The organism is Streptomyces kryoterrae, assembly GCF_054072135.1.
In genome coordinates this window covers 2,986,525-3,013,334 of the sequence record NZ_CM133358.1, presented here as the reverse complement: position 1 = coordinate 3,013,334, position 26,810 = coordinate 2,986,525, and the positions used below count along the sequence as shown (strand labels likewise).

The following is a 26,810-nucleotide window of genomic DNA, read 5'->3' as shown; positions in this document are numbered from 1 at the left end:
GTACTCCGGCGTCGTGGCCAGGTGCGGCTCGGGCGGCCCCAGACCTTGGCCGGGCAGACGCGGGTTGGCGCTGCGGAGCGGATGCCGCGGCGTGACAGAGGAGCGATGATGCGGAGAAGGAGTGGAGGCGATCTGGAGACGGAGCGGGGACGCTCCGCAGACGCCGACGGCACGCGAACGGAACGGTCCCCGCATACTGTCCTGCGATGTGACAGACGAAGCCGTGCTATCGGATCGCCCGTTCCCCGACCTGCTCCGGTTCCACCGCCTCCGGGCCGGGCTCACCCAACGGGCGCTCGCCGGGCTCTCGACGATCAGTCCTCGGACGATTCGGGATCTGGAGGCGGGGCGGGCCAACGCCCGGACGCAAACCGTCCGTCTGCTCGCGGATGCGTTGCGGTTGCAGGGGCTACCACACGACCTGTTCATCGATGCGGGCGTCGGCGGGCGGTTGGCGGGGCCGCCTGGCGCCGATCTCGGGACGATGGTGCGCAAGCCCGTCAACGCCTTTGTCGGGCGCGATGCCGAAGTGCGCGTGCTGGTCGACGCGCTGGCCTCCGGCAGCCGGCGGATGATCGCCCTCTCGGGTCTCCCCGGGGTGGGCAAGTCCCGGGTGGCGGCGGAAACAGCCGCTCGGATGAGTGCGCGTCGAGGGTGGCCCGTGGTGTGGGTCGGGACGGAGGAGCCGGCCTTCGACCGGCACGGCGCGGCTTTCGGGCCGTTGCTGCGGTCGCTGCGGGTGTTGATCGAGTCCGGGACGCGGGACGTCTCCCAGGTCCAGCGGCTGGTCGGCCGGCACGAGGTGCTAGTGGTGCTCGACGGGGTCGCCGACGGCAGGACTCCGCTGGGCGTGGAGGAGTTGCTGGCCTATTGCCCCGGTGTTCGGGTGATCAGTACTTCGCGTGTCTCATGGCATGTCGCCGGTGTCCAGGGGACCGTGGTCTCGCCGATGGCCACGCCGGGGCCGGAGTGGGATGCGGTACCGGTGGTGGATTCGCTGGCCGGTGTGCCTTCGGTGCAGTTGCTCGTGGAGAGGTTGTCGGAGGTACGGCCCGAGTTCGCCCTCGGTCAGGACGATGCCGGCGCGGTGGTCGAGGTGTGCCGGAGGCTGGACGGCCTGCCGCTCGCCCTGGAGGCGGTGGCCGGCCTGTTCAGTGTGCTGAGTCTGCGTCAGCTCGCGGAGGTGCCGACGGTGGATCTTCTCGATCTGACCACGCCGACGAGGTCGGGTGGGCCGACCGCGTCCGGAGGCGGGGCCGGGACGATAGGCGGGCTGGTCGGGTCGGTAGTCGACCTTCTGGACGACCGGCATCGCTCGATCCTGCGGGAGTTGGCGGCGTTCGAGCGGTCGTGGACGGTCACAGAAGTGGCTGGGCTGTTGCGTCGGCCCTTGACCGAGGTGGTGGACGATCTGGGCGTGTTCATCGGGTGCGGGCTGGTCCGAGCGGCCTACGGGGAGCCGGTGATGACGTTGCACGTCCCGAATCTGCTGCGGGCCGTTCTGGCGCGCTGAGCGTGTCCACCGATGCTGAACAAGTTCAGAGCCTGTGTCCGATCCCCGGTAGCGCAGGCTCTCACCGATACCGATACCGATACCGATACCGACGCGGAGGCACAGTGACCGGCATGACCAGGCTCGACCATTCCTTCGACCCGACGTCTTCGGAGCATCGCCGCGATCCGTACCCGCTCTTTCGGCGGATGCGCGAAGTGGCACCGGTCCATCGTCACGTGAATCCGGTGAGCGGCCTCGCGGCCTGGTACCTGACGCGGTATGAGGATGTGCGGCGGGTGTTGCGCGATCCCGCTGTCGGGCGCCAGCTCGACAGGCTTCCGGACGAGATGGCCGCCGGTCATCGGCGCTGGGCTTTCGATCCGCTGGCCATGGTGCGGCGAAACGTGTTCAACCTCGATCCGCCCGACCACACTCGACTGCGGCAGTTGATCGCACCCGCGTTCGGGCCGCGGACCGTCTCGGCGATCGCCGGGCGCGTTCAGCAGGTCGTCGACCAGCTCGTCGAGGGGATCGCGGAGGCGGTGTCAGACTCGGGCTCGCTCTCCCCGGGCACCGGGGCGATCGACGTGATCGAGGCGCTCGCGCTGCCGCTGCCGGTCTTCGTCGCCGCCGAGCTGGTCGGATTTCCGCTGGACGACGTGGCCCGGCTGCGGTGGTGGAGCGATGAGATGCTCAGGAACCGGGATCCGGTTCGAGTGCGGCGGGCCGGTCTGGAGTTCATCGCGTACATCGAGGACAAGATCGACGAGCGGCGGAGCCGGCCGGGTGAGGATCTGCTGACGCAGCTTGTCCAGGCGGAGGCCGGCGACGCGATCAGCCATGCCGAGCTGGTCTCCAGCGTCTTTCAGTTGCTGCTGGCGGGGGATGAGACGACGGTCAATCTGGTGGGCAACGCGACGCTGGAGCTGTTGCGCCATCCCGCCGAGTTCGCCCTGCTGCGCGAGCGGCCGGAGCTGATCGGCTCCGCCATCGAGGAGGCGATCCGGTTCAACGGGCCGGTCGGGCATTCGCGGCCGTCCTATGCAGTGGCCGACGTCGAGATCGGGGGGGTCGTGATTCCGCGCGGTGACACCGTGGTGCCCGTCCTGCTGGCCGCCAATCGTGATCCGGAGGCGTTCCGCGATCCGGACGTGTTCGACATAGGCCGCGATCCCAACCGGCACCTGGGCTTCGGGCACGGCATCCATTTTTGCCTCGGTGCGGCGCTGGCCCGGATTCAGGCGCGAGCCGCCGTCGGCGCGCTGGTGCGCCGTTTTCCCGGTCTGGCCCTGGCCGTCGAGCCCGACGAGCTGGAGTGGACGCCGGACCTGTTCCTGCACGGAGTGCGCCGGCTGCCGGTGCTGGTAGGAGGACACTGATATGTCGGAGGCTCGGGACTTCGCGACCCTCTCCCGGATGACGTTCGGGTACGTGTCGGCGCAGATCGTCCACGCGGCCGTGCGGCTCGGGATTCCGGACGCGCTCGCCGTCGGCCCGATGCCGACGGAGAAGCTGGCGGACCGGGTGGAATGCAATCCCGACGGGCTGACCCGGCTCGTGCGGGCCCTCATCGTGCTGGGAGTGCTCCGGGAGGTGCCACCGGGGCAGGTGGCCCTGGCAGATCTGGGACGGCCGCTGTGCGCGGACCATCCGCGGTCGATACGCTCCAGCGTGCTCTTGTACGGCGATCCAGCCGTCTGGCAGGCGTGGGGGGCGTTGACGCACGGCGTGCTCAGTGGCAAGGCCGCGTTCGACGCCGCGAACGGCCGGCCCTTGTTCGACTACCTCGGCGATCATCCTGACCTGTCAGAAGTCTTCAACACCGCGATGCGTGAGGGCACTGCCCCGATCGCCCCTGAGGTTGCGCTGGCGCACGACTTCACCGGTGCGCGCACCGTGGTCGACGTCGGCGGCGGGAACGGCACGCTGCTGGCGGCGGTGCTGGCCACCGCGCCGGACGCGCGCGGGATCCTGTTCGACAGCGCCGAGGGCTTGGCGAGGGCCGGCGAGACGTTCCGGGGTGCCGGGTCGGCCGATCGCTGCTCGGCTGTCATCGGCGACTTCTTCGCATCAGTGCCCGAAGGGGATGTGATGGTGCTGAAGGGCATCCTGCACGATTGGGACGACGAACGGTGCGTCGAGTTGTTGCGCAACTGCCGCGCGTCGATCGCGGCGGACGGTCGGCTGCTGGTTGTGGAACCGGTGCTACCGGATCAGCTCGCGGCGCCCGAGGCGATCGGCGTCGTCCTGAGCGACATCGCCATGCTCGTCTACACCGGCGGACGCGAGCGGAGCAGGGGAGATTTCCGCACTCTGCTCGCGGCCGCCGGGTTCGAGCTGGTCGAAGTCACACCACGGCTCGCGGGTACGGCGATCCGGGTACTGGTCGCGAAGCCGGTCTGAACCCGTCGGTCAGTGGAGGTGGTTCAGCACCTGGTATACGAGGAATGCTGGCCATACCAGCGACTTTCCGATGCCGGTGATCACCGGCCAGAAACTGTGCGCCTGTCCGCAGTAGTACACCAGTGCCCCGATGAACCCCAGCCCGTACACGGCGTCTCCGCCGCCTCGCTTGCTGCCCCACTCGCGTCTGTCGAACTCAGCCATGGTCGTCGGTCCTTCCGTGGATTCTGTGAGTCCGCAGCTATGAGAGGTGTTCGGCCAGGAACCGCTCGACCGCCGCGTAGTACGCCTCGCGGTTCTGCGGTCTGGCGAGGCCGTGTCCCTCGTCCGGGAACAGGAGGTACTCGTGCGGGAGGCCCTTGTCCTTCAGCGCCACGACGATCTGCTCGGCCTCCTGTTGCGTCACCCGAACGTCGTTGGCGCCCTGGGCCACCAGGACCGGGATCGAGATGTCGTGGACACGTGACAGCGGCGACCGCTCCCACAACATGTCGTGCTCGGTCTCCGGGTCCCCCACGTTCGCGTACATGAACGCCTGGAGCGGGGTCCGGTACGGCGCTCCGGCCGCGAGCAACGTCAGCAGGTTCGACGGACCGCACAGGTCGATGGCACACCTGAAGACGTCCGGGGTGAAGGCCGCCCCGACCAGAGCCGCGTACCCGCCGTACGAGCAGCCCATGATCGCGACTCGGGACGCGTCGATGCCTCCCGACGCGACGAGATGCTTGACGGCGTCGAGCAGGTCGGTATGCATGGCGGCGGCCCACTGTTTGGCGCCGATGTTGCGGAAATGCTTGCCGTATCCCGTCGACCCCCGGAAGTTGACCTGGACGCACGCGTACCCGCGATTCGCGAGCAACTGCGCCTCCTCGTCGAACGCGAACGAATTGCGCGCCCACGGACCGCCGTGCACGTTCACCACGGCCGGCAGGTCCCTGCGATCCGCGTCGGCCGGCCATGTCACGTAGCCGTGCACCGGGACACCGTCCCGCGCGGCGAAGTCGAACGGTTCCATCCGGGCCAGCCGGTACCGCTCGAGCTCGGGCTGATGGCTGAACAGATAGCGCAAGGTGCCGTCGGTCCGCGAGTAGACGTAATAGAGGACCGGTCCGGCTCCTGTCACCACGGAGACAGTCCACAGCTTGTCGGACCGGTCGGTGCGGTCGACGTACACCTCGCCGTCGATCGCCCGCACGGTGAGTTCGCTGCGGATTCTCCCGAAGTCCTCAGCGAACTCGTCGTCGAGGAACGTCCACTCGTCACGGTCCTTCGCGAACACCACCGCCTGCGGCACGCGGCGCATCGGATCCATCTCCACCTGCTTGACGTCATAGGTGGGGTCCTGGGCGAGCAGGGTCTGCGTGCCGGACGCGACATCGACCGCGAACAGCCGGCTGGCGTTCGCGCCAATGGAAGACAGCAGATGGAACGTGCCGCCGTCGCGCGTGAACCCGATGACGCGCGTTCCCATGGCGTCTTCGTACGGCACGTCCAGCCACGGCTTCGCGATTTCCGGCTCGGGCGGATCCACGTAGATCGCCATGCCGCCGTCGGGCTTCATCGCCGACCCGCCCCGCACGTTCAGGTCCGTGTCGATGATCCACGACAGGTACCCGGGGTTCTTCGCGACCTCGACGAGCGCACCGGTCACCAGATCGAGGCTGTAGACGTCGTGCAGGTCCCGTCGGTCCAGGTTCAAGCCGACGAGGACGGTGGTCGGATGCCACCGGTTGTGCGCCAGAATCCTCGTCTGGACGCCGTCGAACGGCGTGGCGCAGCGCTCCTCGCCGGTCTCCAGATCGACCAGGTAAAGCCGCCAGCTCTCATCGCCGTTCTCATCGCGGAGATAGAAGAGCGTCCGGTCGTCGTGGCAGACCCCGTACGTCCGGATGCCCCGTCCGCGATCGCGGGTCACGGCCGTGGCTGCGGCCGGCCGGTCCACCGGAGCCGCCCAGACGTTCGTCACACCTTCGTCCGGCGCCAGGAAGAACAGCCGGGTCCCGTCCGGCGAAATCTCGGGGAGCAGAAATGTCGGGTTGCCGAACAGGACGGCGAGCGGAATCAGTGGAACGTCTTCAGTCGTCACGGTCTTCTCCTCGCCACGATGGTCGGCGCGGCCGGGCGTCCCGAAAGCCACCACTCGGACAGCCCGGGGTACTGCGCGATCGCTTGGTCGGTGCTCAGGGGCAAGCCCGGATCCAGGGACAGCTCCCGGAGAAATGAGGGGTCCACGGCGGCCTGTGAGGGGATCAACGTCTGGGCTCTGAACAGTTCTGCCATCAGTACCGGGCTGTTCAGCACGGCCCTGGCCGTCCTGGCCCGCACCCGCTGCTCGAATGGGGACGCCTCTGGTGACGGGCCGGTGTGAACCCGGTCCTGTTCGATCGCCATCCGCCACGATCTGTCCGCCACGTCGGCCATGGCGGCCTGGAGGGCGGGGAACACCGACGGGTCGGTGCCGAGCCGTGTCAGTTCCCCGTCCAGTCTCAGGGCACTCATGGCCGCGATCGACATGCCGTGGGAGTGGACCGGGTTCACCGCCACCAAGGCGTCGCCGAAGACCAGGAGACCGTCAGGTCGGGGGCGTCGCTCGAAGTACCGCCTGCGGTTCTTGGTCCCGCCGTACGGACGGACGCCGCCCGCCGGCTTGGCCGCGGCCATGAGCTCGGCGATGACAGGGGACCGCAGCGCATACGCGCAGTCCGTGAATCCCTGCTCGTCGATCGGCGGTTCGCAACCGCGGGTGCCGGTGAGGGTGACGATCCACCGGTCCCCCTCGATCGGGAACAGTGTCGCGCCATGGCCCGGCCGCCCGTTGTCAGGACTCGGATGCACCATGACGGCCGGGATCTCGGCCGCGAGACCCGCAGGCGCGCGATAGACCCGGGTGGAGTACACGAGGCCCGAATCGACTGTCTCCTCCTCGACGGGCGGGCCGCCGATCGCGGACAGCCAACGTCCGGCGCGGGAGCGCCGTCCGGTCGCATCCACCACGATGTCGGCCCGCAACGTGAGCTCGCGGCCGTCCTCCAGCCCCAGCACTGCTCCGGTCACTCGCGACGCGTCACCGACCAGTCCCAGCACCCTGGTTCGTTCCCGCACTGATACCGCGCCCCTGGCCACGTCCGGCGCCAGCGCGCGCTCCCGGACGACGTGATCGGTCAGCCATCTGCTGCACGCGATGAGGTACGCGTCCGTCGCGTGGCGGCGGAACCAGCCGTCGGCGCTCAGGATCAGCGCGTCGCCAGGGAGGCCGCGACGGTGCGCACCGTGAGCGAGCAGCGCGTCCACGGTCCCGGGAAGCAACGCGTCCAACGCCCGAGCGCCGCCGGTGACGAGCACGTGGTTGTGGTGGGCCTGGGGCAGCCCCGACCGAACACCGGGGCCGACCGGATACCGGCCGCCCTCGACGACTACGACGTCATCGGTGTGCCTCGCGAGCACGTTGGCGGCCAGCACACCCGCGAACCCGCCACCGAGGACGATCGCTGTGGTCATCGCGGCTCTGCCGGACCGTGCGCCAGGATCATGCCGGCACGCTCTCGGTCTCGGTCTCGTCGAGCAGCCCCGCCTCGACCATGGCGCTGATGAACCCGTCCACCTCCGCGCGGATACGCGCGCCCATCGCGGCGTTGTGCCCGGCGAACAGCAGCGCCAGCTTCGCGGCCACCTGCTCACGTTCGCCGTCGCTCGCCACCAGCACCCAGATCTTCGCGCCGGTTTCGTTCAACGTTCGGAATTCGCCGGTCTCAGTGTGGTAGAGCGAGACGCCTCCCGCTGCCTCCTGCCAGATGACCGCATCACTGATGTGTAGGGACAACGCCCAACCTCCTGTTGACCGGCGTGATGGACAGCAGCTCGCCGACCTTGATCGAGGGCTGCGGTGTGGGGGTGTAGGTCTTCCACTGGTCATGGACTGCGTGGATGTCACCTGTCGCGACCATGCGCGGGACCGTCATCTCCAGGTTCTTCTCGGCGAGCTCCGCGCGGCTGATCCCGGTTTCCTGCCACAGTTGCGTGGTGACGCCGTGCCGCAGAATCCGGCACAGGTGCCGGCTGTTGCGCCGGGGGGTTCCGGACTCCGACATGTGCGAAGCACGACATCCACCGCCGCAGTTCGCCTTGATGTAGCACTTCGCGCAGTCGTCGTGGAACTCCCCGCCGTACACCGTGCTCCGGCGCATCGCGCCGAGGACCGGGCTCGCGAAGATCTCGGAGAGCGGCTTCTGCCGGATGTTCCCGGCGTGTTCCGCCTTGCCGGTGATGAGCTTGCACGGATACACGTCACCCAACGAGTTGATGTAGATCTCGTTCCCGCCCATCCCGCAGTTCCCCTTGACGGAGCAGGGGGTCACCGGCTTGGGGCCGTCCGGCTTGAGCTGCCCGGCTACCGGGGACGTCCACACGAGCTGCTGGACCCGCAGGTGGTCCTTCCACCCGAAGTCGTATGCGTCGTCGACACCGCGTCCCAGGTCGTTGTGGTTCATCAGGCGCACGCCACCGGTCTCGATCCCGTCGAGGAAGCCTGCGAAGTCCTCCAGCTCGTCGATGTTGTCCGAGGTGACGATGTGGTTGATGGAGGGGACCACGCCCGCGTCGTTGAGCAGCTGGAGCGCTTTGTACGTCTTCGCGAACGCCCCTTTGCCGCGAGTGCGGTCATGCGTCTCGGCCGTGCCGCCGTCCATGCTGACGGTGACGGACTTGAAGAGCTCGGCGAAGCGCTGTGCCGTCTTCGGGGTCCGGATCATCGTCGCGTTCGTGATGATGTGGGAGCGCAAGCCGAGGCTGTTGGCGTGCTCGACGATCTGGAACAGATCCCTGCGGAGCATCGGCTCGCCGCCGGTGAAGACGATGATCTTGGCGCCGAGCGCGGCGATCTGCGTCACCAGGTCCAGTGATTCGGCGGTGTCGAGCTCGCCCGGCAGGCATTTCTCGGAGGACGCGTAGCAGTAGGGGCAGCGCAGGTTGCAGCCGTCAGTGATCGCGTAATATGCGTAGGTCAGCGGCGCCTCTTCGATCTTGACCACTGGCTTGTTGCCGTTGAAGTACACGATCCAGTTCAGAATGAGCTTGGCCAGGGCCCGCTCGGTCTCGTCCGATTCCGCCAGCGGCACCGTCTCCCCGGTCGGCCCGACGCCGCCGGTCAGTGCCTTGAGGACCCGGAACTCCGACGGCGTGAGGACACACCGCGCGCCCACTTCCGGGTTGACCACGAGATATTCCTCGTCATGCACGAAGTACGTCAGATCCTGGGGTACGTCGAACGACGCCCGGCCGCGGGTCAGATTCCCTCGCATCGCGCCTCCTCTCGTGCTCTGTCACGCGCGTGGCCCGACGGACCCAACCGCCGGGCCACGCGTGTGTGGGGAGTACAGGAACTAATTGGCGTTGCCGCTGCCGGACCAGGCGCCACACGCGCACAGCATCGCCGCTTCGAAGCCCTGCTCCGTCGCCTCGGGGGTGTTCCAGTCCTGGGAGTGCGCCACGACGTCGGGGAGCACCTCCATGAGGCGGGTCTTGGTCGAGATGAGAACGTTGACCTCTTCCGCCGTCAGGCTGGCGTAGAACTCTTCGAGTGCGGGCGCCATCGTGCCGCCGAGAATGCCGGCTCCACGCAGAGCCTCGACTGAGTTGAAGGACATGCCGGTTCCTTTCGCTATCGGGATAGATCCGGGGACAAGACGAGACTGCATCCACGGTCACGGCAGTCACAACCCCACGATCGTGGGGTTCCCCGGCCCCGAAAAGGGCACCACCCCCAAGGTCCTGGAACGCCGTCCGGGTAGGTGCGGGACTGGCGGCGAGGACTTAGCCCCCCTGCGGATCGTCTTACTCCGGGCCAACTTCAGACCGCTTCGGCAGTCGCCTCATTTCTCGGTGCCCAGGCCAGTTCGGTCTTCCTGCTCGACGAGGGAGCCGGTGAACTGGTCTTCCAGGCGGTCTCCGGCCAGGGCGAGGAGTTCCTGGTCGGCCGGCGCTTTCCCGCGGGGCGGGGCATCGTTGGCTGGGTGGCGGTCTCCGGTGAGCCGATCGTGGTCGACGACCTCGCCGCCAGCACGTCCTTCGACCGCTCGCTGGCCCAGTCCACCCAGACGTACCCGACACCCTGATGGCGGCACCGCTGATCCACGACGGCCGGGTGCTGGGCGTGCTGGAAGTCCTCGACCCGGGCCGAACAGGCCCGCTCAGGCCTGCCCGAGCTCGACCTGTTGTCCCTCTTCGCCAGACAGGCCGCCACCGCTCTGTGGTTCGCCACGTCGCGGCACACCGATGCCGACCACGTTTCGGCGGGTCTGCCGCCGGTCCGACGGGCCGCTGCGAATCGGTTGATCCGCGAGCTCGAAGACCTCCTGCTGGAGGTGCCCGGGCGTGAGGGGGCGGGGGCATCGGAGGTGAACCTCCTGACGTAATTGCGTAGTTGTACCGAAGCCAAGCGAACATGAGATGGATGATGATCAGTTCTGGACCGGAGGGACGCCGGCCTCGTGATGCGAACGGCAGGCACTGGAGTCAGAACTGAGGAGTCCCATGACCGCGCAGAGACAACGGCAGGCCGGGGCGGGAAAGGCGCGGGGGGCGGGCCGGAATGTTTTCCCCAGACCGCTCGTCGGACGGGAACACGAGATGGGACTGCTGCGGTCTGCGGTCGCCGCCTGCACGGAAGGCGTCTCCACGTTCATCGAGATCACCGGCGATCCCGGACTCGGCAAGACCAGACTGCTCTCCGAACTGGGTGAGCTGGCCGCAGCGGAGGGCTTGACGGTGCTGTCCGGACGGGCCTCGGAGTTCGAACAGCAGCGCTCCTTCGGGGTGTTCGCCGACCCCGTCCGCTGGTGTTTCGAGCGTCTGACGGAGTCCGGGCAGGAGCCACTGCGCGAGGAGATGGCGGTGCTGCTGGACCTGGTGCTTCCCGACAGTGCGGCATCTCATCCCGGCCGTCCCCGGTTTCCCGAAGTGGAGCGCTACCAACTGCACCATGCCGTGGGCCAACTCCTGGCGGACATCGGCGGGAACGTCGGGGTGGTGCTCTGTCTCGACGACCTGCACCGGGCCGACGAGGGCAGCGTGGCACTGCTCCACTACCTTCTCCGGGAGCCGCCGAGGACCGCACTGGTTCTCGCCTGCGGACACCGCCCCCGGCAGGCGACGGCACGACTGCTGGCGTCCTTCCAGAACACAGCCGCCGACTACCGCGTCGAACGCATCCCGCTGTCCCCGCTAGACCGACAGGCGTGCCGGCGCCTGCTAGGCACCACACACACCCCCGGCCGGCGCGACCGGCTCTGCGCGGTCAGCGGCGGCAACCCGCTCTACCTGGAAGTGCTGGCCCAGCTCACCACCGACGGCATCGGCGTGACGGAGGGTCTCGCCGACCTGCCGGACACCCTGCGAGCCGCTGTGGCCCGCGAGATCGCTCTGCTGACCGAGGGCGAACTCACCGCGCTCCGAGCCGCCGCCGTACTGGGCGACCCCTTCGACCCCATGCTGCTGGGCCCGGTCGCCGGCCTGGCCACCGGGCCCGCCCTGGAGGCGCTCGACGTCCTCGCGGGGATGGACCTCATCCGGTCCGTCCGTCCGGCCGGTCCCCGGCCGGACGGACGCCAACTGCTTCAGTTCCGGCATCCGCTGCTCTGTGAGGTGGTGTCGCGGGACACACCGCCGGGCTGGTGGCTGGCTGCCAACGCCCGGGCCGACGAGACACTGCGAAGAAGTGGGGCGAGCCCTTTGGAACGCGCACCCTACGTCGCACGCTCGGCGCGGGCCGGCGACCTCGAAGCCGTCCGCGTCCTCACCGAGGCGGCCACTCTCACCACCCACTCCGCACCCGCGACCACAGCCGCCTGGCTGCGCGCGGCACTGAAGTTGTCAGCCCCGGACCGCTCCGAGGAGTCGGCCCGGCGCCGGATCGGGATGCTGATCGGACTGGCGAAGGCATGCGGAATGACCGGTGACCTCACGGCCTGCCGCGACGCCCTCGCGCAGGCCTTGGACCTCGTACCGCCGGACCGTCGCGACCAACGCGTACCCATCGTGGCGCTGCGGTCGGTGATCGAACGGATTCTCGGCAGCAGCAAGCGGGCCAAACTCGCGCTCACGGACGAACTCGCACGTTGGCCGGACAACGACACAAGGGCGAATCCGCTCCGCTTGCAACTCGCGACCGTAGGCATGGCGCAGGGAGACTTCGACGAGGCGGCCGCCCACTTGGACGCACTCCTCGTCCGCACCCCCGCCCCGGTCGACCGCAAGACCCTTACCGCGGTGGCAGCCTGCCGCGCCCTCGGCGCCGCATACAGCGGACGGACCGTTCCCCTACGGGAGTACGCCACCGAAGCAGCCGCCTCGATCGACGTCATGGAGGACGGGGAACTGGCCAGCTTCCTCGACGAGGTCGGCCAGCTCGGCTGGGCCGAAGTCCTTTCCGAACGCCACCACGACGCCACCCGCCACCTGACACGCGGCATCCGGATCGCCCGGCTCACCGGACAGAGCTACATGATGCCCTACCTGCTGCTCGGCCAGTCCTATGCACAGCAGGCGACCGGCGACCTCGACGACGGGATAGCGTCGGCGGCGAGCGCCGAGGAGATGGCTCACCTGCTCGACCGACCGGACCTCATCGGATACGCCCTGACGTTGCGCGCGGCAGGCACCGTGCTGCGCGACGGACCGGCCGCGGCCGTCGACGCGGCCGAAGAGGCCCTGCGCTCGGTCGGACGCCGCGGACGCCTGTGGGAGCTGTCCGCCGCTGTGCTCGCCTCGGTCCGCCTCGACCAGGGGCGCCCCGACGACTCCATCGAGCTGCTCACGCAGACCATTTCCGGCACCGACCGTTCGGCGACGACGCACGCGCTCAGAGCCATGTGGTACTGCACCGCGACCCAGGCCGAGATGGCCCGGGGGGAGGTGGCCGCGGCCCACAACTGGGCAGAGCACGCCGCCCGCGCTGCGGATGCGGTGACGCTGCCGGGACAGTCGGGCTACGCCACTCTCGCCATGGCCGTCACCCGGGACGACGACCCGTCCGCCGCTGCTGAACTCTTCTCCACCGCGGCCGAGTCCTTCGCGGCCGGCGGTCTCGTACTGGCGGAGAGCCGCGCACGACTCCTGCTCGGCCGGGCGCTGGCCACGGCCGGGCGGCTGGACGACGCCGCCACGGCCGTCGGGCGCGCGAAACAGCTCGCCGACGCCCACGGCGCGGGGCACCTGAGCGCTCTGGCCATCAACGCCCAACGCCAGATCGGAGCCCGCCGACCCCGGGCGGCCGGCCACGACGCACCACCCCATGGCGCTCTCTCCGAACAGGAACGCCGCATTTCCCGGATGGTGGCCGGAGGCCTGTCCAACCGCGACATCGCGTCGAACCTGTTCGTATCGGTCAAGACCGTCGAGGCCCACCTCACCCGCGTCTTCCGCAAGCTCCAGGTGAGGTCGCGCTCCGCACTGATCAGCGCCCTCGCGGACCTGCCGACAACAGAGGATCAACGCACGGCGGGGTGAGGCTGCACGGGACCGCCATGTCGTTCATCCCGGAACCCGGGCGCACGCGTCGCGGGCGGCGACTCGCGATCCTGCTGTGCTGCCGGCCCCGGGGCCGGCAGCAGGACTGCCACGAACCCCTAGGTCAAGCGCCTATCCCATGGGGATTTCCTGGGGACTTTTCGGGGACTTCCACGCCTGCCCCAGGGACATTCGGGGGACTTTCCGCCGCGTAAGCAGGGAAGGCCCTGACACCGCTGAAAGACCCGAACGTGCTGGTCAGGGCCTACTTTCTCAGCACTCGATGATGTTCACAGCCAGCCCGCCCCGGGCCGTCTCCTTGTACTTGACGTACATGTGGACGGCTGATGATCATGGGATTGACCTGCGGTTTTGATATACCCCAGGCTTACCTTGAATCACGTCAGGGACTTTTTGGGGACTTCTTGTCGGGGGCTGATTACAACGTATCCCATGCTGCGTGAGACGCCTGTGGGGGTTGGGTCGTTGATGCTCGGGCGGCATCCGATGACTTCGGTGAGCCCCGCACTCCTAATGTGGTGCTCACACACGAGCGCCCTCCCGGGAAGTGGAAGGGCGTTCAACGATGACCAACGTCGACACCGCCAACAGCTCAGCAGCAGGTCAAGAATTTGATCGAGGAGACGGCCGCAGATCACGGCCGCCGTTGACCAGTTGTGGCTGTGCAGTAGTCGGAGCACAGAGCCAAGGTCCGGGGCTCGGACAACAGGGAGGTCAGCCGAACCTCGAGCTGCTACGGACGGGCGGAAATGAAAGAGCGCGCTGCACGGGTGCGAGGAGTCTGAGGGAATCGGAAGGCGCATCAGGTTCCGGCTGGCGTCGGTCGGTTCAGCGACCGACAGTTCCTGGCGTGCGGGGTGGATCAGAACAGGGCCGACGGCATCGCGCACAGTTCGAAGACTGGCGGCAGAACTTCATAGCCGGGCAGGGTCATGGACGGATCGTGGTGTTGTCTCCGGTGACGGCCGTGCCGATTGTCTGTGCGGCGATAGACCGTTCACCGGACGCGGTGATCGTCACCGCACCGGCCGCGGGAAGCTTGGCGGCCAGTTCCGCAAGCAACTGCGGATTCTCCATTAGCGTCCGCTTGATCTGCTGACGCAGCGCGGCTGCAGCATCGGTGTCCCCCGGCTCCTCGGCCGCCTCATGCACCGCCACCTCCAGCTCGGGGCGTCCGGCCGGGCTCCGGCGCCGCCAGACCGCGTGCAAAATACTGTGCCCTACGTTCGCCGTGGCTCCCACCGCAGCGTCCTCAGCTCGGGCCAGTACCCCCGCGCCATAGGCACCCAGGGCCGCGCCTAGATACGGCCCTGCCTGCTCAAAAAACTGCACGATCTCCGCTTCCACAATCCACCCCTGAAATCCTGTCATTGACTGAGGCCAGGGCATCAGACTAAGCCGCCAGCCAGCGCGTACGCGGCAACTCTGCATTCGCGGACGATCGACCGGCCTCACTCCACGCGAGCCAAGCGAAGACCTTCCTGCCCCTGTCGCGGCCTGGCTATGCTCCCGTCTGCCAGGCCGCTGACCAGGCAGACGGTGAGCTTCAATGGAGTACTAACGGTCAGACCTCGAAGTGGCGTACTCGGCTGCGTCGATCCTTGCGCGGATCTGTGCGACGAGCGGGTTCTCCGGGCCCAGGGTGGGCTCGATCCGGCCGAGGGCTACGCGATAGACGGCGATCGCCTTTTGGTGTGCACCGGCTTCCTGGTGGGCGTCCGCCAGGGTGAGTTGGGTGCTCAGGACATTCGGGTGGTCGCCGAGGGTCTGCTGCCAGTGAGCGAGGTTGGCTTCGTACAGCGGCACAGCCAAGTCGGGTTGGTCGTTGGCCCGATAGATCTCAGCCAGGTACTGCCGTTGCTTGACTGTGTCCGGGTGGGTGACGCCGAGTTCCTTCTCGGCGAGCGCAACGCTGTGTTCCAGCAGTTCGGTCGCTCGGGGGAGGCCGCCGGACCCGCCGAGGGCGCGGGCCAGCATGGCGGTGCCGTGAAGTGTTTGCGGGTGGACGCGGCCGAGTTCGGCCTCCAGCTGGGCGCGGAGGTCTTCCAGGACGGCGACTGCCTGTGCCGTGTTGTCGGACTCCATGTGAGCGGCGGCCAGGTTTATCCGGCTGGTGACCGTGTGCGGGTGTGTGTCGCCGAAGATGAGGCTGGCGTTGCACACGGCGGCTTCGAGGAGCTGGACGGCGCGCGGAGCGTCGCCAACTGTGAGGTGTGCGAGGGCCAGGTTGCTCCGACACACCATGGTGTGCGGGTGGTCCTCGCCGAGCGAACGGACGCACCGCTCCAGCGTTGACTCAGAGAGAGGCACGGCCCGTGCCGGATTGTCCGTCTGGCGTAGTGCGTCGGCCAGGCCGATGTAGTTGGACAGGGTGTCCGGGTGGGACTCGCCGAAGACCTGCTCGCACTGGGCGACGACGGTTTCGAACAGCGGGACGGCGCGATCAGGGTCGCCCGCCGCGAGGTGTGCATGCGCGAGGCCGCTTCGGGTGGCGAGGGTATGGGGGTGGGTCTCGCCGAGCAGCGCGGCACGGTGCTTGAGGACGGTGTCGTACTGGGCGATCGCCTGTCCATCGTGGCCGGCGGCCTGGTATGCCCGCGCCAGCCCGTTCCTAGTGGTCAGGGTCTGGGGGTGGGTATCGCCGAGAAGGTGGGCGCTCTGCGCGGCCGCGGTCTCCAGCAATGGAAGCGAACGGGTGGAGTCTCCAGCGTCCCGGTAGGCACAGCCGAGGTTCGCACGGACGGCAATGGTCTCTGGGTGCGCCTCGCCGTACACCTCCTCGCACCTGGCCAGGGCCGTCTTGAGGTGCTGTGCTGCCTGGTCAGGGCGTCCGGCGGTCAGATAGGCGTAGGCAAGGTTGTTCCGGCTGGTGATGGTCTCGGGATCACTGTCGCCGAGCGCCTGCTGCCATTGTGCGAAGACGGCGGTGTACATCGGAATGGCGCGGGACAGATCGCCTGAAGCGAGGTAGACCGCTGCTAGACCGTGCTGGCTGGACAGCGTGGCAGGGTGAGTTGGTCCTAGGAGTCGCTGGTACTGCGTGAGTGTGGCCTCATGCAGAGAGACAGCACGATCCAGGTCGCCGGACGCATGGTAGGTGCGGGCCAGTTCCTCGCAGCTGACGAGAGTGTCGGGGTGATCGTTGCCAAGTGCTTTCCTACGCCGGGCCAACGTCTCCTCGTGGAGTGTGATGGCACGGGCCAGATCGCCGTAGTCACGGTACGAGTTGGCAAGGTTAGCGGCGACGGTGAGCGTCCCCGGATGCGAGTCGCCGAATACCTGCGCGCACTGGGGGACCAACGGTTCGAGGGTGGCGATGGACCGTTCGAAGTCCCCGGCTCCGTGGTAGGCGTGGCCCAGGTTCGAACGGACCTTCATGGTGAGTTCGTGCTCGGCGCCAGCGAGCGCTTCGCAGCGGGCGAGGGCCGCCGTGAGCAGCGGAACGGCGCGGGCGTCATGACCGAGGCCCTGGAGATAGAGTGCAGCGCTCGCGTACCGTCCGGCGGGAAAGGTGTCAGCGTGTCCGTCAGGAGTGGTGGCCGCCAGCGCGACGAGGTGCGGGAGCAGCCGATCCCAGGCGGGGGACCGGCCAGAGTCGGGCGGTTCTCCCAGGGGGGCGACCGCAGCGCTCAGCAGCCGTTCGGCCTCTAGCCTGCCGGTTGGCGCGCTGTCACCGATGGGCGGCTGGTTCCGGAGTGTGGTCTGGACGAGGCGGTGGATGCTCACCGAGTCCTGAGTGAGGGAGACCATGCAGTAGACAGCAAGCACCCCAAAGGCTTCGTGAAGGTCGTCGCTGTCGTCGGTGATAGGGGTCAGCAGTCCAACTGGAATGTCGTCGGGGGCCAGCCACGCCAGTGTGGACAGGACGCGGACTGCCAGGGGGTTGCGCTCTGTGAGGGTGCTGATCGTCTGGCGCCAGATCCGGGCGACGGTGCGCTCTGGGTCTACACCTTCGGGAGCCTTGTCCAACTTGCCGATCAGCTTTTGGCGGTAACGTTCGATGCTGATCGTCGGATTCTGCGCGAGGTAGGCGCCGGCCTGCATCAGTGCGATGGGAAGCTGCCCCAGGTCAGCGGAGAGGGCCCGGGTCTCCTGCATCTGATGGTGGGTCGGCGAAGTCGCGCCGAGCACCTGGCTACAGAGGAGTTCACTCGCTGCAGCCAGGTCGAGTACGTCGAGGGCCAGCGTTGCGACGGAGGTCGGCCAGCTAGCTGATCGTCGGCTGGTGGCGATGACGTGGCCGTTAGACGTGCTGACGTAGGGCTGCAGATCGGCCGGATCCTCAACGTTGTCGAAGATCAGCAGCCACCCCGGATGCCACTGCAGCCACAACATCGCCCAGGCGGCGCGATCTTTGGTAGACGCGCTGCCGGCCCACACGGGGATCAGCCGCAGAGCGAGGTCGGCCAGCGATTGCTCGATGTGGTCGGGTGATGCGGCGGCAATCCACCACATCACGGTGTAGTCGCGACGGTGTCTGTGGGCGTACGCAAGCGCGAGGGTGCTCTTGCCGACGCCGCCAAGGCCTTGGACGACTGCAGTCCCGGCGGCCGGCTTCCCGAGCGTGCCGCGCAGCCAGCGCAGCTCGCTCGTGCGGCCGAAACACAGAGGGAGCGGCGGCAGGTTGGTGAGCCCGGCAGGCGCCTGGACATCGCGCGCCGAGTTCATCAACTCGGCCGTCAGAACGGTGACCGGGCCGGTGATCGCTGTCCCGATGCGGTGGGCGGCGACGGATCCGGTCCCTATCACCTCGAAAATGAAGTCCGTCACTGCAGGACCCGCCGACTCTCGTGGCCAACGGTGACCGTCGACTTTTCTCTGCCGCTTCGGGGCATGGCCCGGAACGGAAAAGTGTGGCGCACCGACGGCCTACTGTGTGCCCTCATCTCAGTCCCCTCTGCAGGACGGCTGGATGTCGTGCTCTCCAGCACGGAGCGTACGTGTTCCTCATGGTGGGTCAGTTGTGGTCTCAGTTGGTGGGGAATCTGGGGTGGTCCACTTTCGTCCATGGTCGTCCGACATCAACACTGACCAGGTGTGTCGTTGTCGTGGTGGACGCCTGTTGAAGCCGGTGGGCCAAGATCGGACAACTCGTAATGCGTACGTCTCGGGTTCGCCCTGAAGCCTGGCCGGTCGGCCGGGTCTGGTTCATGACCACGTGAGGGTCACCGCACTCCAAGTGAGGGTGATGGCATCGTCGTTGAGAAGTGTGTCGGCGAAGGCGGTGACCTGTCGGACGACGTCGGTGAAGCGTTCGGGGTAGCCGGTCGCGGCGGGGCCCTGTCTCCGGCGCCAGGCGGTGTACGAGGTCTGGCGGCGCTCGCCGAGGTCACTGATGGCGGTGCTGAGGGGTTTCAGGGTGATGCCGCGGTGTGCGGCGGTGGCGGTCAGCGCGGTGGTGAGTTCCTGGCCGTCGAGGTCGTTGAGAGTGAGCAGGCGGTAGAGGTCGCCGTAGTCGCGGTCGCGGGTGTTGAGGTCGCCGAGTGAGACGGCGGTGGAGAGTTTCTCGGCGATGACGGTGGCGAGCGGGTAGCCGAGGATCTGGAAGCTCTCCGGCGTGAGCTGTTGTGGGTAGTCGATGACCCGGGGGCCGGGGGTGACGGGGTCGCCGAAGCTGACATCCAGTTGGAGCTTGAGCCGGGCCCGGGCGATGGAGGCGGCCATGGACAGGCGTACGCCGTGGTACTCGTCCTCCTCGCGGATGGGGACGGTCTTGAGTGTCGCGGGATCGAATGCGACTCCGTCGTCGATCTCGGTGGCGGCGATGACCGCGATCCTGCGGATGATCTCGGTTTCGGTGCCTGGGAACGAGCGGCCGAGGATGTCGATGTCACGGGTCATCCGGCGGGCGCCGAACTGGGCCAGCAGCAGGCCGCCCTTGAGGACGAAGTGCTCGCGGCCGAGAGGTGATGCGGCCAAGCGGTAGAGGAACCGTTCGAGGACGTACTCGACCATGGTCTCGTCCGTGGACCGGCTGGTGCGGCGGGCCAGGTTGCGCAGGTCGTTGTAGACGCGACCGGCGGTGGTGTCACGCGCGGGGTTGACCATCAGGCGAGCACCGCCTCAACGGCCGGGCGGATGATGGAAAGGGCGCCCAACTCACGTGCAACATGCTGGAGTTCGCTGACTTCACTGCGCCCCTCTCGGCGCAGGTAGCGGCCAAGCGCGGACAGGGCGAGGGTCTCGCCGATGCGGCTGCGGTGGCGCATCGCATCGACGACGCTGCGGGCGGCGTTGTACACGGGGACGGTCTCTCCCGGGGCTGCTTCGAATCGTTCGACGCCGAGGGCGAAGGTCGCCGGGGCGTACTGCGCCACCACGGTCGGCGGGTAGGAAATCGTGGGACGGCGTGCACCACGCGGCACGGCGATGTGTACCGCTGCGGGGATGTCGTCGATCAGCTCATGCAGGGCCAGGGCGGACTCACCGCACACGACGGCGCGCGGAGCCCGCGCACACACGGCCAGCAGATCCGCGTGCGCGGTCTCTGGTGCGTCTGCCCGTCGATAGACCCCCCGGGACAGTTCGTCTATCTCTCCCGCCGCGACCAGGGACGCCAGATCACGAGGGGAGAGCTGGATCTGACGTGCCTGCGCCGTCGTGAACGTGGGGAAGAGGCTGGTCAGCCGCTGTTCCAGGCGCGAGGTCTCCGCAGCACTCATGTATCGAATGGTACCCCTCTGGCGATCTCATGGGATCGATTTGATACATCCTTGCGGCTGTCGGCTGTCGGCTGTCGGCGGCCGGCGAGGCGGAGCAGCCATCGAGGGTGTCGCGAATTCCCAGGTCAAGCGCCTGTCCCGTGGGATTTCCCCGGGACTTTTCAGGGACTTTCACATCTGTCCCAGGGAGTTTCCAGGGACTTTCCGCCGCGTAAGCAGGGAAGCCCCTGACAGCACGGAAGACATGAACGTGCTGGTCAGGGCCCGTACCCTCAACACTCGATGATGTTCACCGCGAGCCCGCCCCGGGCCGTCTCCTTGTACTTGACGGACATGTCGGCCCCCGTCTCCTTCATCGTCTTGATGACCTTGTCCAGGGACACCTTGTGCGAGCCGTCCCCCCGCATCGCCATCCGGGCCGCCGTGACCGCCTTCACCGCGGCCATGCCGTTGCGCTCGATGCACGGGATCTGGACCAGGCCGCCGACCGGGTCGCAGGTCAGGCCGAGATTGTGTTCCATGCCGATCTCGGCCGCGTTCTCGACCTGCTCGGGGCTGCCGCCCAGCACCTCGGCCAGCGCGCCCGCCGCCATCGAGCAGGCCGAGCCCACCTCGCCCTGGCAGCCGACCTCCGCGCCGGAGATGGACGCGTTCTCCTTGAACAGCATGCCGATCGCGCCGGCGGCGAGCATGAAGCGGACCACGCCCTCCTCGTCGGCGCCCGGCACGAAGTTGATGTAGTAGTGCAGGACCGCCGGGATGATGCCCGCGGCCCCGTTCGTCGGGGCCGTCACGACCCGGCCGCCCGCCGCGTTCTCCTCGTTCACCGCCATCGCGTACAGCGTGATCCACTCCATCGCGCGCGCCAACGGCTCGCCCTCCGCCCGGAGTTGACGCGCCGACATGGCTGCGCGCCGACGGACCCGGAGCCCGCCCGGCAGGATGCCCTCGCGGGACATTCCGCGTGCCGTGCACGTCTGCATCACGCGCCAGATGTCCAGCAGACCGGAGCGGATCTCGTCCTCCGTGCGCCAGGCCCGCTCGTTCTCCAGCATCAGCGCGGAGATCGACAGACCCGTCTCCTGCGTCAGACGCAGCAGCTCGTCGCCCGTGCGGAAGGGGTACTTGAGGGCCGTGTCGTCGAGCTTGATGCGGTCCGCGCCCACGGCGTCCTCGTCGACGACGAATCCGCCGCCCACCGAGTAGTACGTCTTCGAGAGGAGTTCGGCGCCTGAGGCGTCGTACGCCCAGAGGGTCATGCCGTTCGCGTGGTAGGGGAGTGTCTTACGGCGGTGCAGGACCAGGTCGTCGTCGAAGGAGAAGCCGATCTCGTGGTCGGCCAGCAACCTGAGCCGGCCCGACTTCTTGATCTGCTCCACCCGTTCGTCGGCGCCCTCGACGTCCACCGTGCGCGGTGAGGCGCCCTCCAGGCCGAGCAGCACCGCCTTGGGAGTGCCGTGACCGTGTCCGGTCGCGCCGAGCGAGCCGTACAGCTCCGCACGGACCGACGCCACCGCCCCGAGGACCTCCTCGTTGCGCAGCCGGCGGGCGAACAGCCGCGCCGCGCGCATCGGGCCGACCGTGTGGGAGCTGGACGGGCCGATACCGATCGAGAACAGGTCGAAGACCGAGATGGCCACGGGAACTCCTCAGAACGGGGGCGGTGGGCTCCGCACCGGGCGGAGCCCACTCACCCCAGGGGTACTACTTGTTCAGGCCGGGGTACAGCGGGTGCTTGTCGGCCAGCGCCTTCACGCGGGCCTTCAGACTGTCGGCGTCGTAGGACGGCTTGAGGGTCTCGGCGATGACGTCCGCGACCTCCGTGAAGTCCTCGGTCGTGAAGCCGCGGGTGGCCAGCGCCGGGGTGCCGATCCGCAGGCCCGACGTCACCATCGGGGGGCGCGGGTCGTTCGGGATCGCGTTCCGGTTGACGGTGATGCCGACCTCGTGGAGACGGTCCTCCGCCTGCTTGCCGTCCAGCTCGGAGTTCCGCAGGTCGACGAGGACCAGGTGGACGTCCGTACCACCGGAGAGGACGGACACACCGTGCTCGCCGACGTCCGCGCGCACCAGACGCTCGGCGAGGATCTGCGCGCCCTCGACCGTACGGCGCTGGCGCTCCTTGAACTCGTCGCTCGCCGCGACCTTGAAGGAGACCGCCTTCGCCGCGATCACGTGCTCCAGGGGGCCGCCCTGGAAGCCCGGGAAGACGGACGAGTTCAGCTTCTTCGCGAACTCCTTCTTCGCCAGGATGATGCCGCCGCGCGGCCCGCCCAGCGTCTTGTGCGTGGTGGAGGTGACCACGTCCGCGTACGGCACCGGGTTCGGGTGCAGGCCCGCCGCGACCAGACCGGCGAAGTGCGCCATGTCGACCCAGAGGTACGCGCCCACCTCGTCCGCGATCCGGCGGAACTCCGCGAAGTCCAGTTGCCTCGGGTACGCCGACCAGCCCGCGATGATCACCTTCGGCCGGTGCTCCTTGGCGAGCTGCTCCAGCTCCGCCATGTCGACCAGACCGGCCTCGTCCACGTGGTAGGCGACCACGTCGAACTGCTTGCCGGAGAAGTTCAGCCGCATCCCGTGGGTGAGGTGGCCGCCGTGGGCCAGGTCCAGGCCGAGGATGGTGTCGCCGGGCTGGGCCAGCGCGAACAGCGCGGCCTGGTTGGCGGAGGCGCCCGAGTGCGGCTGCACGTTGGCGTACTCGGCGCCGAACAGCTCCTTGACCCGGTCGATCGCGATCTGCTCGGCGACGTCGACGTGCTCGCAGCCGCCGTAGTAGCGGCGGCCGGGGTAGCCCTCGGCGTACTTGTTGGTGAGAACCGAGCCCTGGGCCTCCATGACCGCGACCGGAGCGAAGTTCTCCGAGGCGATCATCTCCAGGGTGGACTGCTGGCGGTTCAGCTCGGCGTCGACGGCGGCGGCGATGTCGGGGTCGAGCTCGTGCAGGGGAGTGTTCAGAAGCGACATGGGGTCAGTACGTCCTTACGTCCTTGTGCCTGGGGCTCAGCTGCCGGAGAACGCGGTGTACTCGTCCGCGGAGAGCAGGTCGCCCGGCTCCTGGGAGACGCGCACCCTGAAGAGCCAACCGCCTTCGAACGGGGCGGAGTTCACCAGCGACGGGTCGTTGGAGACGTCCTCGTTGACCTCGGTGACCTCACCGGTGACCGGGGAGTACAGGTCGCTGACGGACTTGGTCGACTCCAGCTCACCGCAGGTCTCACCCGCGGTCACCGCGGCACCGACCTCGGGAAGCTGGACGTACACGACATCGCCGAGCGCGTTGGCCGCGTGCTCGGTGATACCGACCGTCGAGACGCCGTTCTCGGCGCCCGACAGCCACTCGTGCTCCTTGCTGTAGCGCAGCTGCTGGGGGTTGCTCATGGCCTGAATTCTCCTGTACGCGGGGGACTGGTCATGCATGGGGTGCTACGCAGGGAAACTGCCTGCCCGTCAGCGGGCAGGACACGGGATAGGAGACACGGGATACGGGATCGGGTTGCGTCTGACGCCGGAGCGGCCGGCCGGGACGACAGCCGTGGCTACTTCCGGCGCCTGTAGAAGGGCAGCGCCACGACCTCGTACGGCTCGTGGCTGCCCCGGATGTCCACGCCCACGCCCGCCGTGCCCGGCGCCGAGTGCGTGGCGTCGACGTACGCCATCGCGATCGGCTTCCCGAGCGTGGGGGAGGGGGCGCCCGAGGTGACCTCGCCGATCACCCGGCCGCCGGCGACGACCGCGTACCCGGCGCGCGGGACACGCCGGCCCTCGGCGACCAGGCCGACGAGTACCCGCGGCGGCTCGTACGAAGCGCGCTCGGCGGCCTCGCGCAGGGCCGCGCGGCCCACGAAGTCGCCCGCCTTCTCGAACTTGACGACCCGGCCGAGGCCGGCGTCGAAGGGGGTGAGGGAGGTGGTCAGCTCGTGCCCGTACAGCGGCATGCCCGCCTCCAGGCGCAGCGTGTCCCGGCAGGACAGACCGCAGGGGACGAGCCCGGCGGGGGTGCCCGCGTCGGTCAGCGCCTGCCACACCTTCTCCGCGTCAGCCGGCGCCACGAACAGCTCGAAGCCGTCCTCGCCGGTGTATCCGGTGCGCGCGATCAGGGCGGGGACGCCGGCGACCGTGCCGGGCAGACCCGCGTAGTACTTCAGGCCGTCGAGATCGGCGTCGGTGAGGGCGGCGAGGATGCCGGGGGCCTCCGGGCCCTGGACGGCGATCAGCGCGTACGCGTCCCGGTCGTCGCGGACCAGCGCGTCGAAGCCGTCGGACCGCTCGACGAGGGCGTCCAGCACGACCTGCGCGTTGCCGGCGTTGGCCACGACCAGGTACTCGGTCTCGGCCAGGCGGTAGACGATCAGGTCGTCGAGGATGCCGCCGTCGGCCCGGCAGATCATGGTGTAGCGGGCGCGCCCGACGGCGACGGAGGCGATGTTGCCGACCAGCGCGTAGTCCAGCAGAGCGGCGGCCTCCGCCCCCGTCACGGTGATCTCGCCCATGTGGGAGAGGTCGAAGAGGCCGGCCTTCGTGCGCACGGCCAGATGCTCGTCGCGCTCGGAGGCGTACCGCAGGGGCATGTCCCAGCCGGCGAAGTCGGTCATGGTGGCGCCGAGCGAACGATGCAGGGCATCGAGCGCGGTCGTACGCGGAGGGGTGCTGCTCATCGGTAGTGCTCCCAGGGCATGACGGCGAGGTCGTTCCTCCCCATCTGTCATCGGAACCTGAGAGGTTCGTCGTGACCGGAAGCGTGAAAACGCAGGTCACTGACTTGCACCTTGGGTGGAGCCACTGGTCACGACGACCCGCGGCCCGCTTTTCAGATGTGCCTCGCCCGCGCGGTAACGGGGCCTGAGAGATTCAAGGGAGGGACTTGCTCCTTCGGCGCCCGGGTACCCATAGGTGCCCGGAACTCTCCCGCGCGGATTCAAGCGGCCGGTATGCAGTTGGCGGGCACATCATCGCACGCATTCCCCCGGCACGGCAGGGGGACCCTTCACAGGGGGGACACAGCCCCGCCGCAGGGGCGCATATCGCCCTGTAGCAGGCCTGTTGCAGTAAGCGGACCCAACCGAGAGGCGCCGCGTATTACCTTCTCTTTACACTCGACGGGGACGGTACTTCCCGACCCCCATGGGAGGACGATCACGGTGAACAGGACTACGGCGTACGCGACGGCCTCGGCCCTCGCGCTGACCGACGCGCTGCCCAACCAGCCGGCCGCCCCGGCCCGGGAGGCGTGCGCCGCGCGCCCGGAACCCGTGATCCGCGACCTGCGGGAGCGCTCGGGCCACAGCCCGCACGGCCTCACCTTCGGCGCCCGCGACCTCGTCGTGGTCACCGGCCTGCCCGGCAGCGGCAAGTCCACGCTGATGCGCCGGGCGGTGCGCGCCACCGGCATCGACTCCCAGAACACCCGCGACCACTGGGACGCCCGTACGCCCTCCTTCCTCCCGTACGCCGTCTACCGCCCCCTCGTCCGCCTCGCCCACTACGCAGGACTGCGCCGCGCCCTGCGCTCCGGCGCCGGCGTCGTCGTGCACGACTGCGGTACGCAGGCCTGGGTGCGCGGCTGGCTGGCCCGCGAGGCCCGCCGCCGGGGCGGCACCCTGCATCTGCTCCTCCTCGACGTCACCCCGGACGAGGCACTGGAGGGCCAGCGCGAACGCGGCCGGGGCGTCTCGCGGTACGCGTTCCTGCGTCACCGCCAGGCCGCCTCGCGGCTGCTGCGTTCGGTGGAGAAGGGGAATCTGCCGGAGGGCTGCGGCTCGGCGGTGCTGATCGACCGCGACGCGGCGGACATCCTGCGCAGGATCGACTTCGCGGACTGACCACCGTGGTCGCCGGGGCCGGTTAGGGTTTTGCTCATTAAGGGACTCCCACCCAGGGACTCATGACAGCGGTTCACAGCAGGCGGTAGGCAGATGGACATCCCGGCGGACTTTCCCCCGGACTTTCCCGGGGGCTTCCCCGCACAGGCACACCCGCACTCGCACGGCGGGTGGCCCGGCAACGAGCTGGAGGAGGTGCTCTCGGCCTCCCTCGGGGTCCCCGGCGCGGGCGCCCGTATCGTCGAGGTCCTCGGCCGCAGCTTCGTCTGGGTCCCCCTCCCGTCCGGCGGCGGCCCCTACACCGGCCCCCTCGACCTGCCCACGATGGACATCCAGGGCCAGGCGTACGTGCCGGTCTTCAGCTCGGAGGAACAGTTCCGGCAGGTCGTCGGCGGCCATGTGTCGTACACCGTGGCCCCCGCCGTCGAGTTCGCCCGGGGCCTGCCGCCCCAGGTCGGCATCGCCGTGAACCCGGACGGCATGGTCGGCGTCCCGCTGCCCCCGCAGGCCGTGGCCCAGCTCTGCCGCTCCGGCCGCACCGTCCTCGACGGCGTCGGCGGCGGACGGGTCCGCCTCTACGAGCCCGACTGGCAGGAGGACCCGGTCGCCTTCCTCACCGCCGCGGCGACGGAGTTCGCGGGCACGGGCGTGGTCCGGACGGCCCGCCGCTGCCTGGCGGCGATCGAAACGGCCGCCCCCGTCATGTTCGTCGGCGTCGAACTCTCCCCCTGGGACCCGCTGGCCCGCACCATCCCGATGGACGCCCTGGCCAGAGCACTGGGCCACACACCCTCCCCCTGGCCGGTGAACCTGGTCTTCCTGGACATAGCCCAGGACCCGGTGACGGACTGGCTGCGGGAGCGGGTCCGCCCCTTCTACCAACACGGCTACTGAAAGCGCCCCCAA

The 26,810-nt window shown here is 68.6% G+C and carries 20 protein-coding genes, 1 pseudogene and 2 riboswitches; of the genes and pseudogenes, 7 read left to right on the top strand and 14 right to left on the bottom strand.

Annotated elements, in window-relative coordinates:
* Positions 1 to 223: 223 nt before the first annotated feature.
* From ACW4TU_RS12615 to ACW4TU_RS12605, 3 genes are all read left to right on the top strand, one after another.
* On the top strand, positions 224 to 1,513 hold the full coding sequence (locus ACW4TU_RS12615; RefSeq protein ID WP_457427612.1) for an AAA family ATPase: 1,290 nt from the start codon (positions 224 to 226) through the stop codon (positions 1,511 to 1,513).
* 113 nt (positions 1,514 to 1,626) lie between these two features.
* On the top strand, positions 1,627 to 2,874 hold the full coding sequence (locus tag ACW4TU_RS12610; RefSeq protein WP_457427610.1) for a cytochrome P450 family protein: 1,248 nt from the start codon (positions 1,627 to 1,629) through the stop codon (positions 2,872 to 2,874).
* A gap of 37 nt (positions 2,875 to 2,911) precedes the next feature.
* Positions 2,912 to 3,898 (top strand): methyltransferase, encoded by a 987-nt coding sequence (locus ACW4TU_RS12605; protein WP_457427608.1) that lies wholly within the window; start codon positions 2,912 to 2,914, stop codon positions 3,896 to 3,898.
* A 9-nt stretch (positions 3,899 to 3,907) separates the two neighbouring features.
* On the opposite strand, the gene ACW4TU_RS12600 is transcribed toward ACW4TU_RS12605, so the two are convergent.
* From ACW4TU_RS12600 to ACW4TU_RS12575, 6 genes are all read right to left on the bottom strand, one after another.
* Entirely contained in the window at positions 3,908 to 4,102 is a 195-nt protein-coding gene (locus ACW4TU_RS12600) for a hypothetical protein (RefSeq protein WP_457427606.1), read from the bottom strand.
* 37 nt (positions 4,103 to 4,139) lie between these two features.
* Positions 4,140 to 5,984: a S9 family peptidase gene (locus tag ACW4TU_RS12595; RefSeq protein ID WP_457427604.1), complete on the bottom strand. Its 1,845-nt coding sequence runs from the start codon at positions 5,982 to 5,984 to the stop codon at positions 4,140 to 4,142.
* Positions 5,981 to 7,396 carry an NAD(P)/FAD-dependent oxidoreductase gene (locus ACW4TU_RS12590; protein WP_457427602.1) on the bottom strand — a complete coding sequence of 472 codons (1,416 nt, stop codon included), beginning with the start codon at positions 7,394 to 7,396 and terminating at the stop codon, positions 5,981 to 5,983. Before ACW4TU_RS12590 ends, ACW4TU_RS12595 begins: the two co-directional genes overlap by 4 nt.
* A 28-nt stretch (positions 7,397 to 7,424) precedes the next feature.
* On the bottom strand, positions 7,425 to 7,718 hold the full coding sequence (locus ACW4TU_RS12585; RefSeq protein WP_457427600.1) for a PqqD family protein: 294 nt from the start codon (positions 7,716 to 7,718) through the stop codon (positions 7,425 to 7,427).
* Positions 7,699 to 9,195 carry a StsB family radical SAM/SPASM domain sactipeptide maturase gene (stsB, locus tag ACW4TU_RS12580; protein WP_457427598.1) on the bottom strand — a complete coding sequence of 499 codons (1,497 nt, stop codon included), beginning with the start codon at positions 9,193 to 9,195 and terminating at the stop codon, positions 7,699 to 7,701. The genes ACW4TU_RS12585 and stsB overlap by 20 nt, the downstream gene beginning before the upstream one ends.
* Positions 9,196 to 9,276: 81 nt before the next feature.
* On the bottom strand, positions 9,277 to 9,540 hold the full coding sequence (locus ACW4TU_RS12575; RefSeq protein ID WP_457427596.1) for a StsA-related sactipeptide RiPP: 264 nt from the start codon (positions 9,538 to 9,540) through the stop codon (positions 9,277 to 9,279).
* Between the two features lie 144 nt (positions 9,541 to 9,684).
* Between ACW4TU_RS12575 and ACW4TU_RS12570 the strand changes: the two are divergent.
* Both ACW4TU_RS12570 and ACW4TU_RS12565 read left to right on the top strand, forming a co-directional pair.
* Positions 9,685 to 10,308 (top strand): annotated as a pseudogene (locus ACW4TU_RS12570) (GAF domain-containing protein).
* A gap of 118 nt (positions 10,309 to 10,426) precedes the next feature.
* The gene (locus tag ACW4TU_RS12565) at positions 10,427 to 13,399 is read left to right on the top strand and encodes a helix-turn-helix transcriptional regulator (RefSeq protein ID WP_457427594.1); all 2,973 of its coding nucleotides are present in this window, start codon (positions 10,427 to 10,429) and stop codon (positions 13,397 to 13,399) included.
* 951 nt (positions 13,400 to 14,350) lie between these two features.
* Here the strand turns inward: ACW4TU_RS12565 and ACW4TU_RS12560 are convergent.
* The 8 genes from ACW4TU_RS12560 to gcvT form a co-directional block, all read right to left on the bottom strand.
* Positions 14,351 to 14,791, bottom strand: a complete 441-nt coding sequence (locus ACW4TU_RS12560; RefSeq protein ID WP_457427592.1) for a hypothetical protein — start codon at positions 14,789 to 14,791, stop codon at positions 14,351 to 14,353.
* 186 nt (positions 14,792 to 14,977) lie between these two features.
* A complete protein-coding gene (locus ACW4TU_RS12555) occupies positions 14,978 to 18,190 on the bottom strand; it encodes a tetratricopeptide repeat protein (RefSeq protein ID WP_457427590.1) in 3,213 nt (1,070 codons plus the stop codon).
* Positions 18,191 to 18,568: 378 nt separating this feature from the next.
* Positions 18,569 to 19,468, bottom strand: a complete 900-nt coding sequence (locus ACW4TU_RS12550; RefSeq protein WP_457427588.1) for a nucleotidyl transferase AbiEii/AbiGii toxin family protein — start codon at positions 19,466 to 19,468, stop codon at positions 18,569 to 18,571.
* On the bottom strand, positions 19,468 to 20,082 hold the full coding sequence (locus tag ACW4TU_RS12545) for a type IV toxin-antitoxin system AbiEi family antitoxin domain-containing protein (protein WP_457427586.1): 615 nt from the start codon (positions 20,080 to 20,082) through the stop codon (positions 19,468 to 19,470). The genes ACW4TU_RS12550 and ACW4TU_RS12545 overlap by 1 nt, the downstream gene beginning before the upstream one ends.
* Before the next feature lie 272 nt (positions 20,083 to 20,354).
* Complete coding sequence (locus ACW4TU_RS12540; protein ID WP_457427584.1) at positions 20,355 to 21,722, bottom strand: L-serine ammonia-lyase; 1,368 nt, start codon at positions 21,720 to 21,722, stop codon at positions 20,355 to 20,357.
* A 64-nt stretch (positions 21,723 to 21,786) separates the two neighbouring features.
* Positions 21,787 to 23,049, bottom strand: a complete 1,263-nt coding sequence (glyA, locus tag ACW4TU_RS12535) for a serine hydroxymethyltransferase (protein WP_457427582.1) — start codon at positions 23,047 to 23,049, stop codon at positions 21,787 to 21,789.
* A 36-nt stretch (positions 23,050 to 23,085) separates the two neighbouring features.
* Positions 23,086 to 23,463, bottom strand: a complete 378-nt coding sequence (gene gcvH / locus ACW4TU_RS12530; RefSeq protein WP_457427580.1) for a glycine cleavage system protein GcvH — start codon at positions 23,461 to 23,463, stop codon at positions 23,086 to 23,088.
* 158 nt (positions 23,464 to 23,621) lie between these two features.
* A complete protein-coding gene (gene gcvT / locus ACW4TU_RS12525; RefSeq protein ID WP_457427578.1) occupies positions 23,622 to 24,740 on the bottom strand; it encodes a glycine cleavage system aminomethyltransferase GcvT in 1,119 nt (372 codons plus the stop codon).
* 34 nt (positions 24,741 to 24,774) lie between these two features.
* Positions 24,775 to 24,902, bottom strand: a riboswitch (glycine riboswitch).
* Positions 24,903 to 25,003: riboswitch (glycine riboswitch) on the bottom strand. It lies immediately after the preceding riboswitch.
* Between the two features lie 220 nt (positions 25,004 to 25,223).
* On the opposite strand from gcvT, the gene ACW4TU_RS12520 reads away from it, so the two are divergent.
* Together ACW4TU_RS12520 and ACW4TU_RS12515 are read left to right on the top strand one after the other, a co-directional pair.
* On the top strand, positions 25,224 to 25,904 hold the full coding sequence (locus tag ACW4TU_RS12520) for an AAA family ATPase (protein WP_457427576.1): 681 nt from the start codon (positions 25,224 to 25,226) through the stop codon (positions 25,902 to 25,904).
* Between the two features lie 93 nt (positions 25,905 to 25,997).
* Complete coding sequence (locus ACW4TU_RS12515) at positions 25,998 to 26,798, top strand: enhanced serine sensitivity protein SseB (protein WP_457427574.1); 801 nt, start codon at positions 25,998 to 26,000, stop codon at positions 26,796 to 26,798.
* Positions 26,799 to 26,810 lie beyond the last annotated feature (12 nt).

What these genes read in the sequence shown, in the direction of transcription:
- ACW4TU_RS12605 (WP_457427608.1), top strand. Translation starts at nt 2,912, where the DNA reads ATGACGTTCGGGTACGTGTCGGCGCAGATCGTCCACGCGGCCGTGCGG.
- ACW4TU_RS12610 (WP_457427610.1), top strand. Translation starts at nt 1,627, where the DNA reads ATGACCAGGCTCGACCATTCCTTCGACCCGACGTCTTCGGAGCATCGC.
- gcvH (WP_457427580.1), bottom strand. Translation starts at nt 23,463, where the DNA reads ATGAGCAACCCCCAGCAGCTGCGCTACAGCAAGGAGCACGAGTGGCTG.
- ACW4TU_RS12600 (WP_457427606.1), bottom strand. Translation starts at nt 4,102, where the DNA reads ATGGCTGAGTTCGACAGACGCGAGTGGGGCAGCAAGCGAGGCGGCGGA.
- ACW4TU_RS12545 (WP_457427586.1), bottom strand. Translation starts at nt 20,082, where the DNA reads ATGAGTGCTGCGGAGACCTCGCGCCTGGAACAGCGGCTGACCAGCCTC.
- stsB (WP_457427598.1), bottom strand. Translation starts at nt 9,195, where the DNA reads ATGCGAGGGAATCTGACCCGCGGCCGGGCGTCGTTCGACGTACCCCAG.
- ACW4TU_RS12515 (WP_457427574.1), top strand. Translation starts at nt 25,998, where the DNA reads ATGGACATCCCGGCGGACTTTCCCCCGGACTTTCCCGGGGGCTTCCCC.
- glyA (WP_457427582.1), bottom strand. Translation starts at nt 23,049, where the DNA reads ATGTCGCTTCTGAACACTCCCCTGCACGAGCTCGACCCCGACATCGCC.
- ACW4TU_RS12575 (WP_457427596.1), bottom strand. Translation starts at nt 9,540, where the DNA reads ATGTCCTTCAACTCAGTCGAGGCTCTGCGTGGAGCCGGCATTCTCGGC.
- ACW4TU_RS12590 (WP_457427602.1), bottom strand. Translation starts at nt 7,396, where the DNA reads ATGACCACAGCGATCGTCCTCGGTGGCGGGTTCGCGGGTGTGCTGGCC.
- ACW4TU_RS12560 (WP_457427592.1), bottom strand. Translation starts at nt 14,791, where the DNA reads ATGACAGGATTTCAGGGGTGGATTGTGGAAGCGGAGATCGTGCAGTTT.
- gcvT (WP_457427578.1), bottom strand. Translation starts at nt 24,740, where the DNA reads ATGAGCAGCACCCCTCCGCGTACGACCGCGCTCGATGCCCTGCATCGT.
- ACW4TU_RS12550 (WP_457427588.1), bottom strand. Translation starts at nt 19,468, where the DNA reads ATGGTCAACCCCGCGCGTGACACCACCGCCGGTCGCGTCTACAACGAC.
- ACW4TU_RS12565 (WP_457427594.1), top strand. Translation starts at nt 10,427, where the DNA reads ATGACCGCGCAGAGACAACGGCAGGCCGGGGCGGGAAAGGCGCGGGGG.